Here is a 16356-nt window from a genome sequence, read left to right as displayed (position 1 = left end):
TCGATGGCAAGGCAACCCTCGTAGGCGACCTCGGCGATCGGGATTCGCCTACTCGTACCACCGCCTCCAGTCTCCGGCCTTGGCAACCAGCAGCACCCCTCTCGATGGCAAGGCAACCCTCGTAGGCGACCTCGGCGATCGGGATTCGCCTACTCGTACCACCGCCTCCAGTCTCCGGCCTTGGCAACCAGCAGCACCGCCTGCGACCAGGGACCAGCAGAAGACCGTGCTGGCAGCCAAGAAATGCCGACGCGGATGATATTCAAGAAACCATTCCCTGTCGTCGCCAGCGAGCGGTGCGAACAGACCCAAAACCGCCCCCAACCTCGGCGCAGGGCTTCTCGGCCACCGGAGCTGATCGGCGCACCCCACGGAGGCCCGGGGCAGCCTCGTTCTGCTCGGGCTACTGTACGTCTGCGATACGCCCGGCGGAGGCCGTTGTTCTATGCGGCGCCCCAAAGCCGCGAGTCGCTAGATCAAATGGCGGTGTTTTGGCTGGTGGAGCTGAGGTTACGGCATAAGAACTCTTCAATCATGGCGCAGGGCTGCGACCTAGAGGTTCCTCTGATGGGTGAGCATTCATTGCCTCAGCCTCCGGGCCGACATGCGTAGTTCCTGGTCCGTGATGAACTCGAGAAGTTTGTCAATTGAAGTAAAGGGCGTCGGCTCGCCGACGAATGCGGCAGGCACGGGATGGCGAGTGACGAACAGTGGCCGCACCTTGTAGCCGGCCTCATCAGGTAGCGGCGGCAGACCGAGCGCGGCCGCGACCTGGGCGGTATGCGGCGCGAGGTCAGCAAGTTTCCGTTGCAGCTGCGTCAAGTAGGCGTGCTTCTTCCGGCTGCCGACGAAGAAGGTGTCGAGGTGTCGGCGGATCTCGGGTGTCACGAAGACGTCGGCCGGGTCTTTTACTTCCACTAGCCAGAGGATGCGCGAGCCGGGTCGCCCGGCGAGTGTGTCGATCTCTCCGGACAACGATGGGACGCCGAGTCGTTGCGGGTCGGTCGGTTTAACGCGCGAGCGGGTGATGTATCTAGGTTCGGAATTGGAGAGGAGCTCGTCGACCTCTTTTTCGAGGTCTTTGTTCCGTTCATCGCGGATGTCATCCAGTGCTCGTTTGACGAGCTGTGGGGGCTCCGGTTTGCTCCACGGGAGCATGCCTTGCCGGAGGTAGTTCAGATAGACGGAAATCGCGGCATAGCAGAAGTGGGGAGCGATGTGAATGATTCCGGTTGGCAGCTCGACGAGCGGCTGAGTAAGAAGGCGACGTTGCCGGCTTCGCGCGTGCCATGGCCGCCAGTCAGCCGATTGAAGGCCTGAGGCAGTGCTGGTCAGGATGGTGAGAACCGCCTCCGCCCGGTCCGGCCCACCCGGGATTTCGCCGAGGTCTGTGGTATCGAGAAGGAGCCCGACTGCGGCGTCGCGTTCGACACGAACGAGATGGTCGCCGTCCGCAGGAACGGGCCACAGGGCGAGGGCAGCGAGGGCGGTCACGATGTCCGCCGCCGACGCGCCATAGGCTTGCAGCATTGCCGTGTCCAGCTGTTCTGGGACTAGTCCTGCTACGGCGGCGGCATCCGGGGTATCCGTCGGGTCAGGCTCGCCCGCGTCGGGCAGGTTAGGGCGATCGGGCATTCGAGCGCGGCGGTACGCGGCGAGATCCAGAGCGTAGACGCGGCCTTGGCCAGCGGTATCGGTGGCAGCCGTGCCGGAGGTGTCAGGCGTGGTCTTGATTTCGTAGCTGGTCGTGATGGTTAGCGCGGTCGGGTTGAGCTGGTGGTGGATGGCTTCGCTGCGGCTGGTCGCCTCGAGGTATGACCAGGCCGCGGCGAGGATCTGCACCCAGGCGATTTGGTCCACGGGCTCGGATCCCGTGGGTTCAGCTCGTAGAGCCGCTTCGATCGCCGTCTCGTTGCAGCGCCGGAGACGCAGATGGTCGTCCTTGACCTCGGCGGCACGCTCATCGGGATCCCACGCGAGCTGCATCGTCCGGGCTCGGCGGATGTCGCTGAGAGCTCGTTCTCGTGCGGCGACTGCCCGGTCGAGTTGACGCATTCCCGTCGCGACGATGTCGCTCAACGCATGCCGGTTTAGGAGCCGGGTCAGCTGCTCCAACGCGGCCGGCCCCAAGTGGTCGCCGTCCAGTCGTTTTGCCTCGTCCCCGGTGTAGGTTCCCGGCTCGACCCCGGCGCGCTGAACCGCCTTGGCGACATCCAAGTGAGCACTGGCGACGAGGGCGTCGTCGAGCTTCCAGGGCTGCGGCAACGTCGACCGGGCCGTTCGCGAGGTCGTGATCTCCGCCGCGTACGTGGGGGTGGCAGCTTCCCAGGCTGTCCGAACTGTCGTTGCGGGACCTTCTGCAACGCCCGCCCGCGCCATCACCTCTTGGCACGCGGTGGCCATGGCACGGCCGGCCGAGGCCTTGTCCGCGACCGCGTCCTCGACGAGCCGGTCACCGTCGACGAGCAAAACTACGCGGACGATGTTGCCGGTCGGGCCGGCCTCAACCTGCACACTCCCGACCTGGATCGAGTGAGGCACCAATGCGCCGGAAACGGAATTAGGCTGAGCTACGGAAAGACCGATGACGTATCCGGCGACGTCAACGCCCTGATGGGCGTACTGCCACGGCGTGGCGACTTGGTCGATGCCATAGGCGATCGATCCGGCCAGGGTGGACAGCCGTTCTCTGTCGTCGGGCGCCCAAGTTTCGTCGGCGCTGCGGATGGCCACCGGGACGCTGCTGAGGTGGATCTGCCAGCCGACGAGCGGCGGCATGAGGGTCTCGTCCAGCGCAGGATCGTATGCCGCCTCGCCGCGGAGCCGGGCGCACCAGGACGACCACCCGTAGACCGTGGGCGGTCCCGCGGCAAGGTCATCGACGTCGACCCAGTCCCGGATCGGCGACATGTCGAGCGCCGCAAGCGCCCGTTCGAGTTCGGCGCGGTTCGCGCTGCGTTGCCACTCCGCGCGGCCCCAGTGGGGTTCGATCGAGATCAGGGCAGGGGCCTGAGCGCCACCGAACAGCACCTTGCCGTTGGCCCGCCACCACTCCCAGATGTTGATCGATTCAAACGCGAACAACTTCCGGCCGCTGGCGAGTTCGCGGCAGAACAGGTACAGGTCTGTCTTTTCGTCTGCTGTAGTGGATGCCCAGATCACGTCATCCAGCGACATGATCGGCAAGCCGGGCGGCTGATGTGGCGGAGCCACGTGCCCCGACGAGGCGACGACCAGCAGGGGTACGACCTCGATGTTTGTCCCGAGGTCGAGATGACCGCCGGACACTCGGACACGCACCGCCTGGCCGGGATGCTCGCGGGCGTTTTGCGCCACGCGAACCGCCTCGGGCATCCCGTTGAAGCTGGACGGTCCGGGCTCAAGCTGGGTGACGAGCTGGACCGCCAACGCTCGACCGTCTCCGATCATCGCGACCCACTGGACGATGTTGCCGTTGGGAGTGACTTGCGGCCCGTCCTCGCCGTCAGGCGCTCCGATCACTTCGTCGGCGAACCGGAAAAGCGCTCGGCGCAAGCGATCGGCAGCCAGCTGGGCGAATCGCCGGACGCTGCCGGGGTCCTCAGCTGCGCGGCCGGCGAGCGTGACGACGCCCTTCGCGGTGGCTTCTGGCAGAAAGGCTAACGGCAGCCAGAAGCGGTAATCACGGCTTCCCGAGGTGGGCAGGGTCACCGCCAAGAAGCGATCGAACGAGCTCTCAGGATCGGTGACGTCGAACTTCAGGGTGCCCGGTGGCGCCGTCGCCCAGTCCAACGCCGCCCGGTATTCCGGCGAGACCAGCAGCCCCTGCGGGACTGCCGAGTCGAGCAGCCTGCCCGCCGCCTCCAGTTCCTCCGCGGTCAACGGCAACAGGTTTTCACCCGCCCGAGGGTCGGTCGGCCACGCTGGCGCCAGCATCGACACTGCATGATCGATGTAGCGAAGAGCAATCTCGGTGAAATGGCTGACACCGAAGCCGAGTTCACCAACGAGATACGGATCCACGGCCTCGGCGATCAAGGCCCACCGCGCGACGTCCGCCACAGGGCGCTCCACCGCGCCTGGAAAGAGACGCACCGCATCGTGGCCAACGCGTCCAAGCACAACAAGCCGGGGATCTACGGGAAGGAAGTCCTCGTACTGCCCAACACGCGGGTCGTCGGCCAGGCACTCCTCGAGAAGTCCAGACAGGTCCGCCGCATCGACTGGCCGCCCACCGTCCGAGCCGTGCAGGGCGAGCGACAACAGATGCCCAACCGACGGCCACCGGTGACGAAGAGCAGGGCTCGCCCCCGCTGCGGTCAGCAACCGTAGAAGGCTGCCTCGGCTACGGGCTCCCACCCGCCGACGGAACGGCACTCGGCCTGCCGCTCCATTTCGCCTGCGATCCGCCATCACGTCCCCGTCACGAATCTTCAACCTTGCTGCCCCGGCCGCGGACCTTACCAACGAGCGCCAGCTGGATGCCAGCGCCATACCCTTCGGGTGATCTCGGTCGGGGACCGTCGTCCGGCGGCTTCAGATGGAGTCCAAGTCGGCAGCCCACGTGTATCCCGCCGGGGTGAGGTCGGTGCGCCTACTCGGGACGATCTCAGCTCTTTCGGCTCGCACACGGCTGCCGTCTTGCAACACGATCAAACGGCTCCCGCCGGCGTCGGCCGGGTCGACTGCGTGTATGGGCACGCCCGCAAGGATCAAAATGTCGGCCGGCCGTGACGGGTGCGGGCGGAAGACCCAACTCAGTTCCGTTGCCGCTGTCTCCGTCATCGGTGCCTCCTCGCTGTCGGCTCCGCCTGAAAACTGGCTCTGGCACACATTCTGTGATTGATCTTGTTGATGGCTCACGGGGTAGTCAGGACGCGTTTGCGGAGGAGGTCGAGGTTCGCGCGGCCATACATCTGTCGATTGATCGTCTTGATGCGGCTGACCTGGCCTTCGACGGGGCCTGAGCTCCAGGGCTGGGTGAGGCCGGCGACGACGGCGTCACGGTCGCTCGCCAGGCCGGCGGCGAAGCCGCGGATTTCGGGGTATCCGGCGTGGCGGGCGCGGTCGATCCAGGCGTCGAGGTGTTGCCCGGTGCCCTGGTGGCGGACCAGCGCGGCGAGCCCGCGGGCGAGGCCGGCGACGGTGTCGAGGTCCGGACAGCGGCGGCGGGCGTCGGCGAGATCAGCGCGGTCGTCGTCGGTGTGTTTGTGGCCGGGTCGCATGATCCAGGCACTGATCCGCAGGAGGAGTGGAACGGGGTGAGGACGCTGGGTCGGCTGCTGGCGTTCGGGCCGATCAACGCCTCGGCGGTGGTGGCGTGGGCGTACTTGCGTGCGTTCCCGCATGTCGACCAGCACGGTGTGGGCGAACCCCACCCGGCCCGCGCCGTCCCAGCCGCCGACTCCGGCGGCGTGACGCCAGCGGGCGTCGAACGTGAACCGGTCCACCGCCTCCCGGTCCGACAGCCCCTCAAGGCGTTGCAGCACCATCACGGTGGCCACCACCGACGGCGGCACCGACCGGCGACCCACCGCCGCGAACAGGTCGATGATCAACCCGTCCGGGAACAGCGTCTCCCGATGCCCGTGCAGGAACGCGAAGATCGAGTTAGCTGGTAACGCCTCATCGCAGAACCGGCTCACCGGATCCAGCAGGTCCAACTGCTGTGAAGCCATACCCAACGCCACACCAACAAACTACCCAAAATAGATATAAAACGATGGCCCGGTCCGGCGCGGCAGCCGGCCCCTATGGAGCCGCCGGCCCGGCCGCCTACGGCGCCGCGTTCGGGTCTTCATGCACGGCTTTGTTGACCTCCCCGCGCTGTTCCCGCCATGCTCGCGGGTGACCTCGACGAAACGGACGATGGAGGCTGTGTGTCCCCTGTTATGCACCCGCGATACATCCCGAGTCTCCTCGATAAGTCGGTCATTAGCGGCACTCATGCTATCGACCGTTATTTCAGCCCTCCGCGCTTCGCGCGACTGGTCGATGGTGGCAGTTATTCGGACGCCGTCACGGCCGTTCGACAGACATGCTCGCGGTGGGGCGGCACGACGGACATCCTGATTCCCATCCAGCAGTCTGGCCAATTAACCGCAGACTGGGAGAAGTTCTTAAGCATCAGCCAGGTGGACGCCGTCCTCACTCGTGACGTAGTAGAACGTTTTGAACCGTCCGTTCCGCTGGCGAATATTAGGGATGGCGAAAGACACCTTGGCGAACTGGTCATATCCATGCTCGCCAGGAGGCCCGAGGGGGTGAACAGAAGTATTCCATGCTTTGATCCGTCGATCGTTTCTGAGGATAATCCCTGGCACCTGGCATATGTAGGTTGCTTGGGTCTATTGCCGAGCAGTCCTAGTCCACAAGATCTGCAGCTCAGCAGCCTCGTGCCTGGTACCACTTTTGCGGACGTGTATGACATCGACACGGCCGTTCCTGAAAATACTGGGCCGGACGACTTAATCTCCCGGACGCAGGGTGTGTCTTCGACTACCAACCCAACGCATCTGGCGGCTCTTGGCTGGGGTGTTCAGCAGCCATCTCGTGGCGGAAATTTCAGTGGCGAGCCTTTGGTTCCAATGTCAAACATTGAAAGTCGCAATTTCAACGAGAACGTGATCGTTGTATACACGCCTCAAGACGCAAGTGACCTCTGTCTTCTATGGAATCTTCGGGCGGCCTACGGTCACCTCGGATCTGTTCCAGCGGCACTTCCACTGACGGCCAGCATCTCTGAAGACATAAAGCGGCTGTTGCGTCCAGGCAACTTCTACAATCATGGCTTCCGGCGCCTCACAGTTGCACTCGTGAGTGTGAGTGTCTCCGAAGAGAAGCTACGTGAGATCGCGGAGGCAACAGATGAACGATGCCGCGCAACTCCAATGTCGTCCGTACTGCGTGTGGGATACCCGTTAACCCGGAACAGCGCGGAGATCGCAGTATTCGATAAGGGCTACACCCGCCTACCCGCTCTGACCTATCAAGACAAAACGGAGATCGCAGACCTCACCTCAACGTTCGGGAAGGGCCAGTTTGAGAGTCGCTTCGTGCTCCGAGGCCGGAATCTTCCCATCGTTCCGTCGCTCAACGTAGGGGAACTCTTTGCAGACCGTGTCTCGCATGGTGGGGTCTATGCGAGGCGGACCACCGATAAGCAGTTCCTCGATGTGGTATGGCCAAGCGGCTGGACCGTGCTGACCGAGGCTGTCCGTGGCCTAGGGATGACCGCTACACAGAGCATCCCAGGGCATCTAGCTGCTGAGTTCCTCCACCAGATCGGGGGATGGGATGAGATGTTGCCAGTCTTGGATACAAAGATCATCGAATTGCTTTACGAGAAATCACAGAAAAGCGGCATGTCCTGGTTCAGGAATCGTGCAACGCAGATCGCTCGCGCAGTCTTCAAGGAAGATGAAGGCGGACGAGGAGCTGAGTTGGAGAGGCGAATCTCAGATCTCAGTATCGTTGCCCAGGCCGATGAAGAACTGAACGAGATAACCTTTCACCATATTAAGGCGGCGATGGCTGGATCTGCGCGAGCCGCCAAGGAGTGGATCCGCTGGGCGGAAGATCGACGGCTTGTGCATCGCGGTATCTCCATGCTCTGCCCAGAGTGCCGGAAGTCGGCGTGGATGCCCTTGGCGCAGGTGGCTCCGCCGGTCATCTGCCGACGATGCGGTGCGAGCGTGCAACGCCCTTACCCGCCCGACCGCATCGAGTTCAGATACCGATTGTCGGAACAGATGATTAGTCTCGTGGAGCACGACAGCCTACCGCATCTGTATGCAGCACGGTTTCTTCTAGAGATCCTTGGCTCCACGCGTGAGGCCAACACCGTTTACGGGGCATATCCAGGTGTTCTGATCCGAAAAGACGGAGAGGAAGCCGACGCCGATGTGTTGCTTCTTCTCGCAGATGGCTCGCTGATTCCAGGCGAGTGCAAGCGGACGTCGGCTGGACTCAAGGATTCAGACCTGCGAAAGCTTGAAAAGCTGACTAGCTGGCTTGGTTCCCCTTGGTCATTCGTTGCTACCTTGGACTCTGCAGAGGACTGCACTGAGATTTGGCGAAGCGCCGAACGAAGCGAGGGCGCGCCGCGCTATGTTCTGACCAAAGAACAGCTACTCTCTACACGTCCCGTGTGGATGCTGAATGGCAAGCCGCTGACATTCGGCGGCGATGAGGTGATCACCGGCGGTCCGACTGTGGCTGCAATACTCGGGGAGCGACCAGAGCAGGATCCAGGCCATCCGACTTTTCGGACTCGCGACTAGTGTCGCGTGTCCGAAGTGTTTGGACGTTAGCGTTTCAGTGCTCGATACCTCTTGAGTAGTGCTGTGATCTTGTGTGGGTGAGCTTCGCCGTTGAGTTCGGTGAGGAGGTCGTCGGGGCAGAGTTGGTAGAGGTCGCCCCACCATCGGCGGGCTTTGTTGTCCCAGATTCGGTATCCGCCGGGGACTCCGCGTGCCACGTATCGCCGTCGGCTCATGCCGTGTCCGTGGTGGCGGGGTAGGCAGCGGGGTTGCCGTCGGCTTTGGCGAGGATCTGATCCGCGGTCTTGGTCCAGCGGAAGGGTCGGCAGCGTTCGTTGTATGCGTCGATGAACGCACGGATGGCCCCGATCAGGTTCGGCACGCTGGTGAAGGTTCCGCGTCGGATGGCGTGACGGGTGATGATCCCGAAGAAGATCTCGACCATGTTCATCCAGGAGGCGCTGGTCGGGGTGAAATGCATGGTGATGCGGGGGTTCTTCGCCAGCCACGCCTTGACGTTCGGGTGGTTGTGGGTCGCGTAGTTGTCCGCCACGACGTGCAGCTTCACCCGTGGGTGGGCCTTGGCGACCTGTTTGAGGAAGGCCAGGAACTCATTGTTGCGGTGCCGGTCGTAGCAGGCATCCGCGGTGATCCTCCCGGTCGCCACCTCCAACGCGGCGAACAGGGTGGTGGTGCCGTGCCGGCGGTAGTCGTGTGTGCGGCGCTCGGCCCGGTCGAACCGCATCGGCAGCAGCGGCACGGTCCGATCCAGGGCCTGGATCTGCGACTTCTCGTCAACGCAGACAACGACAGCGTTCTCGGGCCGCCGTCAAGGCGGCTGGCCCGCCCATCAGCACTGATCGACCGGAAAAGCTCGTCAGCCAGGTCGCTCACCAACCTTATCGCAACCTCAGTATCAATGTCGTTGACACTGGGTGTTGCGTCACCAGACGCGATCCTATCCCCCATCGTGTCTCCTATTCTGTCGACAACATGCTATGTCGACTCAGGAAGCATCCCTGTGACAACATCGCTTATCAAGTAATGTGCATAATGGTGATCTTTATAGTGCGCGCTATCGCGTGCTCGATCGTGAGCGGGTGAGTTTGCGCTTCCTCTCGCTCGCTGGCGTGCCTTCTTGCTGGTCATCCCCGGTGCGCGGACCTGCGTAAGATCACGCGCGTGCGCCCTCTGGCGTGCGGTTGACGAGGGTGGTAGGCGTGGCTTTGTCGCGACCGCACCAGCAACGAGGAGAGCCATCACATGTTCGGGCGGACAGCCGTCGACGGCGAGTTGCTCGCGGCCCAGGAGAGATCGCGGGCACTGCGGGCGCACCTACGCCGGGTCCTCGCGGTGTTCAACGGCAAGGGCGGGGTCGGCAAGACGAGTCTGGTCGCCAACCTCGGGGCGCTGCTCGCGTTGGCGCCCAAGGGTCAAAGCACGACCATGCGTTGCTGCCGAGATTGACTGCTCCGCTGTTGGCGTAGTAGCGAAACGGTCACCTTGGAGCCCTGGCGAAGCCGAGAAAAGCGGCCCATCGAGCAGGAGTGAAGACCAGCGCCGGCCCGTGCTGGTCTTTGCTATCTCGAACGGCGACGAGTCCTGGGATGTTGGCTGCGACTTCCACGCAGTTGCCCTGGGAGCTGCTGCGGCTGCTCTTCCGCCAAGTTGCGCCGGTCAGGTCAGTCATGATCCTTCTCCTTGATTTCTTGCATGAGTTTGCGGGACTCCTCAACACCCAGGGCTTGATGCATAAGGGTGTTCCACACCTCGGCGTACGCTTGTACCTCTTCTAGGCGGTCGATGTAGAGGGCTCCGGAGAGTCCTTCGTTGTAGACGGTGGTCGGCAACTCCACACCCGGCACGCCGAACTCGACGCCGACCTCGCCACCCAACCCACACCGCCACCACCCGGCACCATCACCCAGATCCGCGACCACCTCACCACGATCATGACCAGTGGCACCCCCACCGAACGCAAGGCAGCCATCGAAACCCTCATCGCCGAGGTCCGACTCACCGACCAGGGCATCGTCCCCGTGTTCAAGATCCCCACCGACACGACGATGCCCCCGCCCGACCCGGACGGGGGCACTCACGATGAACCACCGGTTCGCACAATGGTGCGGTCGGTGGGCCGCCTGGGACTCGAACCCAGAACCTAAGGATTAAAAGTCCTCAGCTCTGCCATTGAGCTAACGGCCCGCTGCACCAGGCTACCGGAACCCTGCACCCGGGGACGGCCGGGAGTGTTTCCCCTGCTGAGTCGGGCCCGTTGCCGAAGGCGGGTACCGCGATGCGGCAGGCCATCACACCGGCCTCACCGGGGCTGGGCGATGGTGGCGCCGCTGACGGTGTCCACATACCACCGCTGGTACTGCTCCAGCGGCCATCCGCGTTGCCGGACGAGCCAGTCGAAGTTGCGGACGTCCTGGGCCAGCCAGAGGATGTCGGCCACCTGTTCGACGTCCAGGTCAGGGCGGAGGGCTCCCGTGCCGACGAGTTCCGCGGCGAACATGGCCATGCCGCGGCGGCGCTCGTCGACGTTCTTGCGCCAGATCTCGGCGGCGTCCGGATCGGCCGTGGCCGCTCCGGCCAGCGCGAGCATCACCTGGGCCTGCCGGGTGTGGACCTCGACCAGGTGGCGGGCGTAGCGGGCGAGCTTGGCGCGGGGGTCGGCGAGCGCGCGGATCTCGGCGACGAAGGGCCGGTCCGGCAGGGCCACCGGTTCGTCGTCGCCGGCCAGGGTGACGTCAACCAGCTGGGAGAGCAGTTGGCGCTTGCTGCCGAACACCGCGTACAGCGTCTGGACCGCGACGCCGGCTTCGGCGGCGACGGCGGTCAGCGGCGTGGCCGCGTAGCCGGGGTCGACGAAGAGCCGGCCGGCCGCTTCGAGGATGGCTCGCCGGGTCTGTCGGGACTGCTCCTGCCGCCGGGAGGAGTCATAGCGTCTCTTGACAACCACGGTTCGAGTGTAGTGCTCTATTGGATAGGTTCTTACTCTATTGAAAGGGTGTGGCCATGCCGTTCGGTGTGTTGCAGGAGATGCCCGGCGTCAGCGAGGCGGAGTACCGGCAGGTGGAGCGACACCTCGGGCCGGACCGGCCGCCGGGACTCGTCGCCCACGTCGCCGGCCCGACCGAGGACGGCTGGCGGATCATCAACATCTGGCAGGACGAGGCCGCGTTCCGTCGGTTCCAGTCCGAACGGCTGGTCCGGGCCGCAGGCCTGGCGGCGCAGGAGGACGGCTTCGACCCCGCAAAGGCGGCCGGCTTTCGATCGATGAGCGTCGACGGCACCGAGATGCCGTTCTGATGGCCGACGCCGCCACCCTGCGGTCCCGCAACGCCGCTTTCTGGACGGGAGCGGCAGCCGGCTGGATCCGCCACGCCGATCGGCAGGACGAGATCGGCCGACCGCTGGGTGCGCCCGCCATGGATCGAATGGCCCCGCGGCCCGCCGAACGGATCCTTGATGTGGGCTGCGGATGTGGTGGCACCACGGCCGAACTCGCCGCTGCGGTCGGCGAGAGCGGCGCGGCGGTCGGCATCGACATCGCCGAGGCGATGGTGACCGCCGCCCGGCTACGGTTCCCCACGAACCGGTACCCGGGTATCCGCTTCCGCGCGGCCGACATCGAGACCCTCGACGTCGTGCCGGGGGCACCGTTCGACGCGGCGTACTCGCGAACGGCCCTGATGCTGTTGGCGGATCCGGTCGCCGGCTGCACCACGATCCGGCGGTCACTGCGCCCGGGAGGGCGCCTCGCCGCGACCGTCTTCCGCGACGGCAGCGTCAACCCGTGGATGTCCGCGGCGATGCTCGGCGCAGCGCCGCACCTCGGGCCGTTGCCACCGCTACCGGTGGGCGACGAGCCCGGTCCGTTCTCCTTCGCCGACCCGGCGCGGCTCGCCCGGGTCCTCACCGTCGCCGGCTTCACCGCCGTCACGATCACGTCGTGTGACGTCGCGATGGACGCTCCGGACGACGCCGATGCCGTGGCGGAATGGCTTGTCGAGATCGGCCCCGCCGGTGCCGCGTACCGGGCGGCTCCGCCGGCTGGGCAGGCTTCGGCCCGGGCGGGGGCGATCCGGCTGCTCGACCGGTTTCGTGAACCTGGCGTCGGCTACCGACTGCCCGCCGGCCTGTGGCTCGTCACCGCGATCGCCGCCGGCGTTGACGGTGGGTCACGCGTTCCGCAGTCCGCTGACGAGCCATCCGCTGCGGCCCGACCGCCGGTCACCCACCACCGACAACCACGTCAGGACGAGAACCGATGAGAACGATCCGAATGGTCGCGCCGACCCTCTGTCTCGTGCTCGCCCTGACGGCGTGTGCCGACGGCGACGCGCCCGAGCCCCCCGGGGCCGCAGCACCGGGCACCCCCGCCGCGGCCGACGCCGCGTCCGGCGCGGCCGGATCCGCTCCGGCCGGTGGCTCGACGCCGGTGTCGGCGAACGAGTTGTGTGCCTACCTGGACGGCCAGTTGCCGACGCTGCGAGGGATCGGGTCCGAGACGGGCGCGATGGCCAACCTCACCGTGAACCTCTATTCCTGGTACGAGAAGCAGGGTGCCGTGCCGACCGGCCGTCAGATCGACGATCAGACCCGGCAGGAATGCCCGGCGACCCGGACCGAGGTGCTCGAACTCGCCGGTATGGAGAGCTTCGAACGCTTGTAGCCGCCACGAGCCGGCGACGCCCGACCGGCGTCCGGTCGCCGGACCTGGGACGTCGTCGGGACCTGCCCCGACCGGTGGGAATGTGCGCGTGGTGAGGGGGGCGGGGCATGCGCGCGAGCGGGCGGTCAACGGCGGCGGCACATGACGGACGGTGAATCCGGGTATGGTGCGGTGTGTCGGTGTCGCCGGGCTTTCGCCAGTAAGCGAGACACTGATCGGGCCCAGGGCGAGCGCCGGGTCTGTCACGAGGTTGTCGGCACGAGATGCCGAAAACCTGACGTGCCTCTCTTTCGAAGACAGGACTACCGCATGGCATCGAATGGTAACGATCAACCGGTGTTGTTCTTCGCCCCGGCGAGCACCGACGGGCTCGACGGTCCGGGCGTGACCTTCGACGGCAGCGAGGAGGCGATGCGGCGACTGCGCCATCCGTTCGCGGTGGAGCAGACCCAGCCGCCGGCGGGCCACGACCCGGAGCAGCACGCCTGACCCAGTTTCCGTCGGGCGGGCCGACGCTGCGCAGGTCACGTGGCCGGCAGGTGGTACTCGTCGTCGCTGGGAATCATCGCCTCGACGCTGCCGCTGCCGCGCCGGATCACCGGCCCGGAGACCGCCCGGAACGAGTGAGCCACCGTCGTTGCCGAGGACCAGTCGTAGGCCGGGTAGGGACGAGCCGGGCTGGCGGGGAGCAGCACCGCGGCGGCGTGGCGCGAACGAGCGCAGTCCGGGATATCCTTCGCGCATATGGCTACTTTTCGCAGCGCCTCAGTGCTCCTCTCCTCGGACGGCACCAGGACCCCCGGCACCGCCGCCCTCTTCGCCGAGCCCGCCCGCAAGGGTGGGACCCCACCGTGGGCAGGCGACTTCCGACCCGCCAACAGCTCCGGCAACGGCCCCAAGAACGCGGTCGGGAAGACCTTCACGTTGGAGCTGCCCGACGGCAGCACCGGCAAGGTCGTGGTCCAGAGCCTCAAGAGCGGGAAGGGAGGCGTCGTGCTGGCGTTGATGGGCGAGGACGCACCCCCCTTCTGACCTGCCGCTGATAACGATCGAGCCGCTCGCGGCCCTGGCCGGCGGTGGCCCGCCGACCAGGGCCACCGGTCAGCGGCGGCCGATGGCCAGGGCGACGAGGTACTGTCCGCCGCCCGCGTCGACGCTTGCGGTCACCGGCAGTCCGGGCACCAGCCGGGTGCGGCCGGATCGAGGTCGTCGAACTCCCGGCGGTCGCCGTCGATGTCGCCGTCCACGACAGGCCGCACGACGCCATCGACGTCACCTACGGCCGGCTCGGCGCCTGGGTGGTCGCGCACGTCCTGAGCGTCGACGGGCCCGTCGACGCGCCGCTATCCGCACGTCCGGTCCGACTACTCCTCCACGGACGTGCTCACCGAGGCCGACTCGGTGGGGTACGTCTGCCCGCGTTGCCTGGCGCCAGCGGCGGCAGCCGGGACCGGCGTCAGCGGCAGAGCTGGGCCGCACCTCTCCCCGCCCCTGACGGTCGCAGCGAGCAGGAGGCCCGGGGGATTCACGACCGGCGCAACGGGTACCGGGCCAGGCATGCGGATCGTGGTGGTGGGTGCGAGCGGGAACGCCGGGACCGCGCTGTTGCGCCGGCTGCGCCGGGAGCGGAACGTGGAGCTGGTCGGGGTGGCCCGCCGGCTCCCCGGCCCGAACGCCGGCGAGCCGTACGACGGGCTGGAGTGGCACTCCTGCGACATCGGGGCGGCGGGCGCGGCCGACCAACTGGCGGCGGTCTTCGCCGGGGCGGACGCGGTGGTGCACCTGGCCTGGCAGATCCAGCCGAGCCACGACCAGCGGGCGCTGCACCGGACCAACGTCGGCGGCAGCCGGGCCGTGGTCGACGGGGTGCTCCGCGCGAAGGTGCCCGCCCTCGTGTACGCCTCCTCCGTGGGCGCGTACGCCTCCGGACCGAAGGACCACCCGATCAGCGAGCGCTGGCCGGTGACCGGGGTGCCCGGCTCGTCGTACAGCCGGGACAAGGCGGAGGTGGAGGCGCTGCTCGACCGGGTCGAGCGGGAGCATCCGGAGCTGCGGGTGGTGCGGATGCGGCCGGGGCTGATCTTCCAACGGGACGCCGGCACGGAGATCACCCGCTACTTCCTCGGGCCGCTGGCCCCGGTGCGCCTGCTCCGGTACGGCCGCATCCCGCTGGTGCCCAGCCACCGTCGGCTACGGATGCAGGCGGTGCACGCCGACGACGTGGCCGACGCGTACGCCCGGGCGCTGCTCGGCGACGCGCGCGGCGCGTTCAACCTGGCGGCCGATCCGGTGCTCACACCGGAGCTGGTGGCCCGGCACTTCCACGGCTGGACGGTGCCGGTGGCCGCCCCGCTGCTGCGCGGCGCGGCGGCGTTGACCTGGCTGGCCCGGCTGCAACCGGTCGACGCCGGCTGGGTGGAGCTGGGCCTGAACGCGCCGCTGATGTCCAGCGCGCGGGCCGAGGCCGAGCTGGGCTGGCAGCCGAGGGTGGACGGGCTGACCGCCCTGCGCGACCTCTTCGCCGGCATGGCCCACGGCGGCCACACCGCCAGCCCGCCGATGTCCGCCGACCCGGATCTTCCGGGCCGCCCGGCCGGCCTGCTGAAGGCCCGCCCCGCCGGGCACGGCAACCCGTACTGACCGCCGCCGGGGCGCACCCGGGGGGCCTGGTGCGGGGGTTCAGGCGTGGGACAGGGCGAAGGCCACCAGGAAGCCCAGCACCGTGATCAGGCCGACCAGCAGGTGGGCGTCCTCGAAGGCCTCGGGGACCATGGTGTCGGTGATCATGGCGAGGATCGCGCCGGCCGCCAGCGCGGTGATCGAGGCGAGCACCTCCGGCGGCGCGCCGCCCAACAGGGTGTTTCCGGCCAGCGCCGCGAGGCCGCTCACCAGGGCGATCCCGGTCCACAGGAGGAAGACGTACCGGCGGGTGCGGCCGGCCCGACGCATCCCCGCCGCGCTGGACAGCCCCTCCGGCACGTTGCTGAGGAACACCGCGATCACCGTGACCGCGCTGACCGCGCCGCCGGTGAGCAGGCTCGCGCCGATCACCACGGACTCGGGGATGCCGTCGAGCAGCGCCCCCACCGCCATCGCCGACCCGGACCCGGGCTCCTGCCCCTCCGAGGGCTGGTCGCCGGAGCGCTTGCGGTGCCGCGCGCCGCGCCGGGCCAGCAGCACGTTCGCCCCGGTGTACGCCACCGCGCCGCCCGCCGCCCCGATCGCCGTCGGCAGCAGCCCGCCCTGCTCGTGCGCCTCGGCGACCAGTTCGAAGGAGACCGCGGAGAGCAGCACCCCCGCGCCGAAGGCCATGACGGACGCGACGACCCGTCGCGGGACCGGCACGAACCAGCCCAGCGCCGCCCCGACCAGCAGGGCCGACCCGGCCAGCAGACCCCAGCCGCCCGCCTGCAACCACTCCGGCATTCGCGGAAC

Annotated in this window: 16 protein-coding genes, 1 tRNA gene and 2 pseudogenes; 8 read left to right on the top strand and 11 right to left on the bottom strand. The window is 67.0% G+C overall.

Annotated features, from left to right (window positions below; genetic code table 11):
• Nucleotides 1-579: 579 nt before the first annotated feature.
• The 3 genes and pseudogenes from ABT023_RS09735 to ABT023_RS29080 form a co-directional block, all read right to left on the bottom strand.
• On the bottom strand, nucleotides 580-4041 hold the full coding sequence (locus ABT023_RS09735) for a hypothetical protein (protein ID WP_350883572.1): 3462 nt from the start codon (nucleotides 4039-4041) through the stop codon (nucleotides 580-582).
• Between the two features lie 797 nt (nucleotides 4042-4838).
• Complete coding sequence (locus tag ABT023_RS09730; protein ID WP_350883684.1) at nucleotides 4839-5327, bottom strand: transposase; 489 nt, start codon at nucleotides 5325-5327, stop codon at nucleotides 4839-4841.
• A 63-nt stretch (nucleotides 5328-5390) separates the two neighbouring features.
• A pseudogene (locus ABT023_RS29080) lies at nucleotides 5391-5657 on the bottom strand (transposase); the annotation flags it as partial.
• Between the two features lie 741 nt (nucleotides 5658-6398).
• Between ABT023_RS29080 and ABT023_RS09720 the strand changes: the two are divergent.
• Nucleotides 6399-8261, top strand: coding sequence for a hypothetical protein (locus tag ABT023_RS09720; protein ID WP_350883570.1), 1863 nt, complete (start codon nucleotides 6399-6401; stop codon nucleotides 8259-8261).
• 211 nt (nucleotides 8262-8472) lie between these two features.
• Here ABT023_RS09720 and ABT023_RS09715 read toward each other — a convergent pair.
• Nucleotides 8473-9063 (bottom strand): annotated as a pseudogene (locus ABT023_RS09715) (IS630 family transposase); the annotation flags it as partial.
• Nucleotides 9064-9503: 440 nt separating this feature from the next.
• On the opposite strand from ABT023_RS09715, the gene ABT023_RS09710 reads away from it, so the two are divergent.
• Entirely contained in the window at nucleotides 9504-9707 is a 204-nt protein-coding gene (locus tag ABT023_RS09710) for a ParA family protein (protein WP_350883568.1), read from the top strand.
• Between the two features lie 31 nt (nucleotides 9708-9738).
• On the opposite strand, the gene ABT023_RS09705 is transcribed toward ABT023_RS09710, so the two are convergent.
• From ABT023_RS09705 to ABT023_RS09690, 4 genes are all read right to left on the bottom strand, one after another.
• The gene (locus ABT023_RS09705; RefSeq protein WP_350883566.1) at nucleotides 9739-9930 is read right to left on the bottom strand and encodes a DUF397 domain-containing protein; all 192 of its coding nucleotides are present in this window, start codon (nucleotides 9928-9930) and stop codon (nucleotides 9739-9741) included.
• On the bottom strand, nucleotides 9923-10339 hold the full coding sequence (locus tag ABT023_RS09700) for a Scr1 family TA system antitoxin-like transcriptional regulator (protein WP_350883564.1): 417 nt from the start codon (nucleotides 10337-10339) through the stop codon (nucleotides 9923-9925). Before ABT023_RS09700 ends, ABT023_RS09705 begins: the two co-directional genes overlap by 8 nt.
• Before the next feature lie 34 nt (nucleotides 10340-10373).
• Nucleotides 10374-10445: transfer RNA gene (locus ABT023_RS09695), tRNA-Lys, on the bottom strand.
• Nucleotides 10446-10560: 115 nt separating this feature from the next.
• A complete protein-coding gene (locus tag ABT023_RS09690; protein WP_350883562.1) occupies nucleotides 10561-11205 on the bottom strand; it encodes a TetR/AcrR family transcriptional regulator in 645 nt (214 codons plus the stop codon).
• Nucleotides 11206-11261: 56 nt separating this feature from the next.
• Between ABT023_RS09690 and ABT023_RS09685 the strand changes: the two genes are divergently transcribed.
• The 4 genes from ABT023_RS09685 (at nucleotide 11262) to ABT023_RS09670 (ending at nucleotide 13410) form a co-directional block, all read left to right on the top strand.
• Entirely contained in the window at nucleotides 11262-11555 is a 294-nt protein-coding gene (locus ABT023_RS09685) for a hypothetical protein (RefSeq protein ID WP_350883560.1), read from the top strand.
• A complete protein-coding gene (locus tag ABT023_RS09680; RefSeq protein ID WP_350883558.1) occupies nucleotides 11555-12520 on the top strand; it encodes a class I SAM-dependent methyltransferase in 966 nt (321 codons plus the stop codon). The genes ABT023_RS09685 and ABT023_RS09680 overlap by 1 nt, the downstream gene beginning before the upstream one ends.
• A 35-nt stretch (nucleotides 12521-12555) precedes the next feature.
• On the top strand, nucleotides 12556-12921 hold the full coding sequence (locus ABT023_RS09675) for a hypothetical protein (protein WP_350883556.1): 366 nt from the start codon (nucleotides 12556-12558) through the stop codon (nucleotides 12919-12921).
• A gap of 336 nt (nucleotides 12922-13257) precedes the next feature.
• Nucleotides 13258-13410, top strand: a complete 153-nt coding sequence (locus ABT023_RS09670) for a hypothetical protein (RefSeq protein WP_350883554.1) — start codon at nucleotides 13258-13260, stop codon at nucleotides 13408-13410.
• A gap of 35 nt (nucleotides 13411-13445) precedes the next feature.
• Here ABT023_RS09670 and ABT023_RS09665 read toward each other — a convergent pair whose 3' ends face one another.
• Nucleotides 13446-13616 carry a hypothetical protein gene (locus tag ABT023_RS09665; protein ID WP_350883552.1) on the bottom strand — a complete coding sequence of 57 codons (171 nt, stop codon included), beginning with the start codon at nucleotides 13614-13616 and terminating at the stop codon, nucleotides 13446-13448.
• Nucleotides 13617-13665: 49 nt separating this feature from the next.
• Between ABT023_RS09665 and ABT023_RS09660 the strand changes: the two genes are divergently transcribed.
• Nucleotides 13666-13953 carry a hypothetical protein gene (locus ABT023_RS09660; protein ID WP_350883550.1) on the top strand — a complete coding sequence of 96 codons (288 nt, stop codon included), beginning with the start codon at nucleotides 13666-13668 and terminating at the stop codon, nucleotides 13951-13953.
• Nucleotides 13954-14084: 131 nt separating this feature from the next.
• Here ABT023_RS09660 and ABT023_RS09655 read toward each other — a convergent pair whose 3' ends face one another.
• On the bottom strand, nucleotides 14085-14231 hold the full coding sequence (locus tag ABT023_RS09655) for a hypothetical protein (RefSeq protein ID WP_350883548.1): 147 nt from the start codon (nucleotides 14229-14231) through the stop codon (nucleotides 14085-14087).
• 247 nt (nucleotides 14232-14478) lie between these two features.
• Between ABT023_RS09655 and ABT023_RS09650 the strand changes: the two genes are divergently transcribed.
• Nucleotides 14479-15561 (top strand): NAD-dependent epimerase/dehydratase family protein, encoded by a 1083-nt coding sequence (locus ABT023_RS09650; protein WP_350883546.1) that lies wholly within the window; start codon nucleotides 14479-14481, stop codon nucleotides 15559-15561.
• A gap of 39 nt (nucleotides 15562-15600) precedes the next feature.
• On the opposite strand, the gene ABT023_RS09645 is transcribed toward ABT023_RS09650, so the two are convergent.
• A complete protein-coding gene (locus ABT023_RS09645; RefSeq protein ID WP_350883544.1) occupies nucleotides 15601-16347 on the bottom strand; it encodes a ZIP family metal transporter in 747 nt (248 codons plus the stop codon).
• Nucleotides 16348-16356 lie beyond the last annotated feature (9 nt).

Origin of the sequence: Micromonospora sp. NPDC002296 (assembly GCF_040296145.1) — a bacterium.
In the GTDB taxonomy this organism is placed as follows: Bacteria; Actinomycetota; Actinomycetes; order Mycobacteriales; family Micromonosporaceae; genus Micromonospora.
The sequence above is the reverse complement of the archived record's forward strand: the minus strand, read 5'-3'. Positions and strand labels throughout refer to the sequence as shown.

Excerpts from the sequence above, each read along its gene's own strand:
- ABT023_RS09685 (WP_350883560.1), top strand. The coding sequence starts at position 11,262 with ATGCCGTTCGGTGTGTTGCAGGAGATGCCCGGCGTCAGCGAGGCGGAG.
- ABT023_RS09650 (WP_350883546.1), top strand. The coding sequence starts at position 14,479 with ATGCGGATCGTGGTGGTGGGTGCGAGCGGGAACGCCGGGACCGCGCTG.
- ABT023_RS09710 (WP_350883568.1), top strand. The coding sequence starts at position 9,504 with ATGTTCGGGCGGACAGCCGTCGACGGCGAGTTGCTCGCGGCCCAGGAG.
- ABT023_RS09705 (WP_350883566.1), bottom strand. The coding sequence starts at position 9,930 with ATGACTGACCTGACCGGCGCAACTTGGCGGAAGAGCAGCCGCAGCAGC.
- ABT023_RS09645 (WP_350883544.1), bottom strand. The coding sequence starts at position 16,347 with ATGCCGGAGTGGTTGCAGGCGGGCGGCTGGGGTCTGCTGGCCGGGTCG.
- ABT023_RS09730 (WP_350883684.1), bottom strand. The coding sequence starts at position 5,327 with ATGCGGGAACGCACGCAAGTACGCCCACGCCACCACCGCCGAGGCGTT.
- ABT023_RS09660 (WP_350883550.1), top strand. The coding sequence starts at position 13,666 with ATGGCTACTTTTCGCAGCGCCTCAGTGCTCCTCTCCTCGGACGGCACC.
- ABT023_RS09680 (WP_350883558.1), top strand. The coding sequence starts at position 11,555 with ATGGCCGACGCCGCCACCCTGCGGTCCCGCAACGCCGCTTTCTGGACG.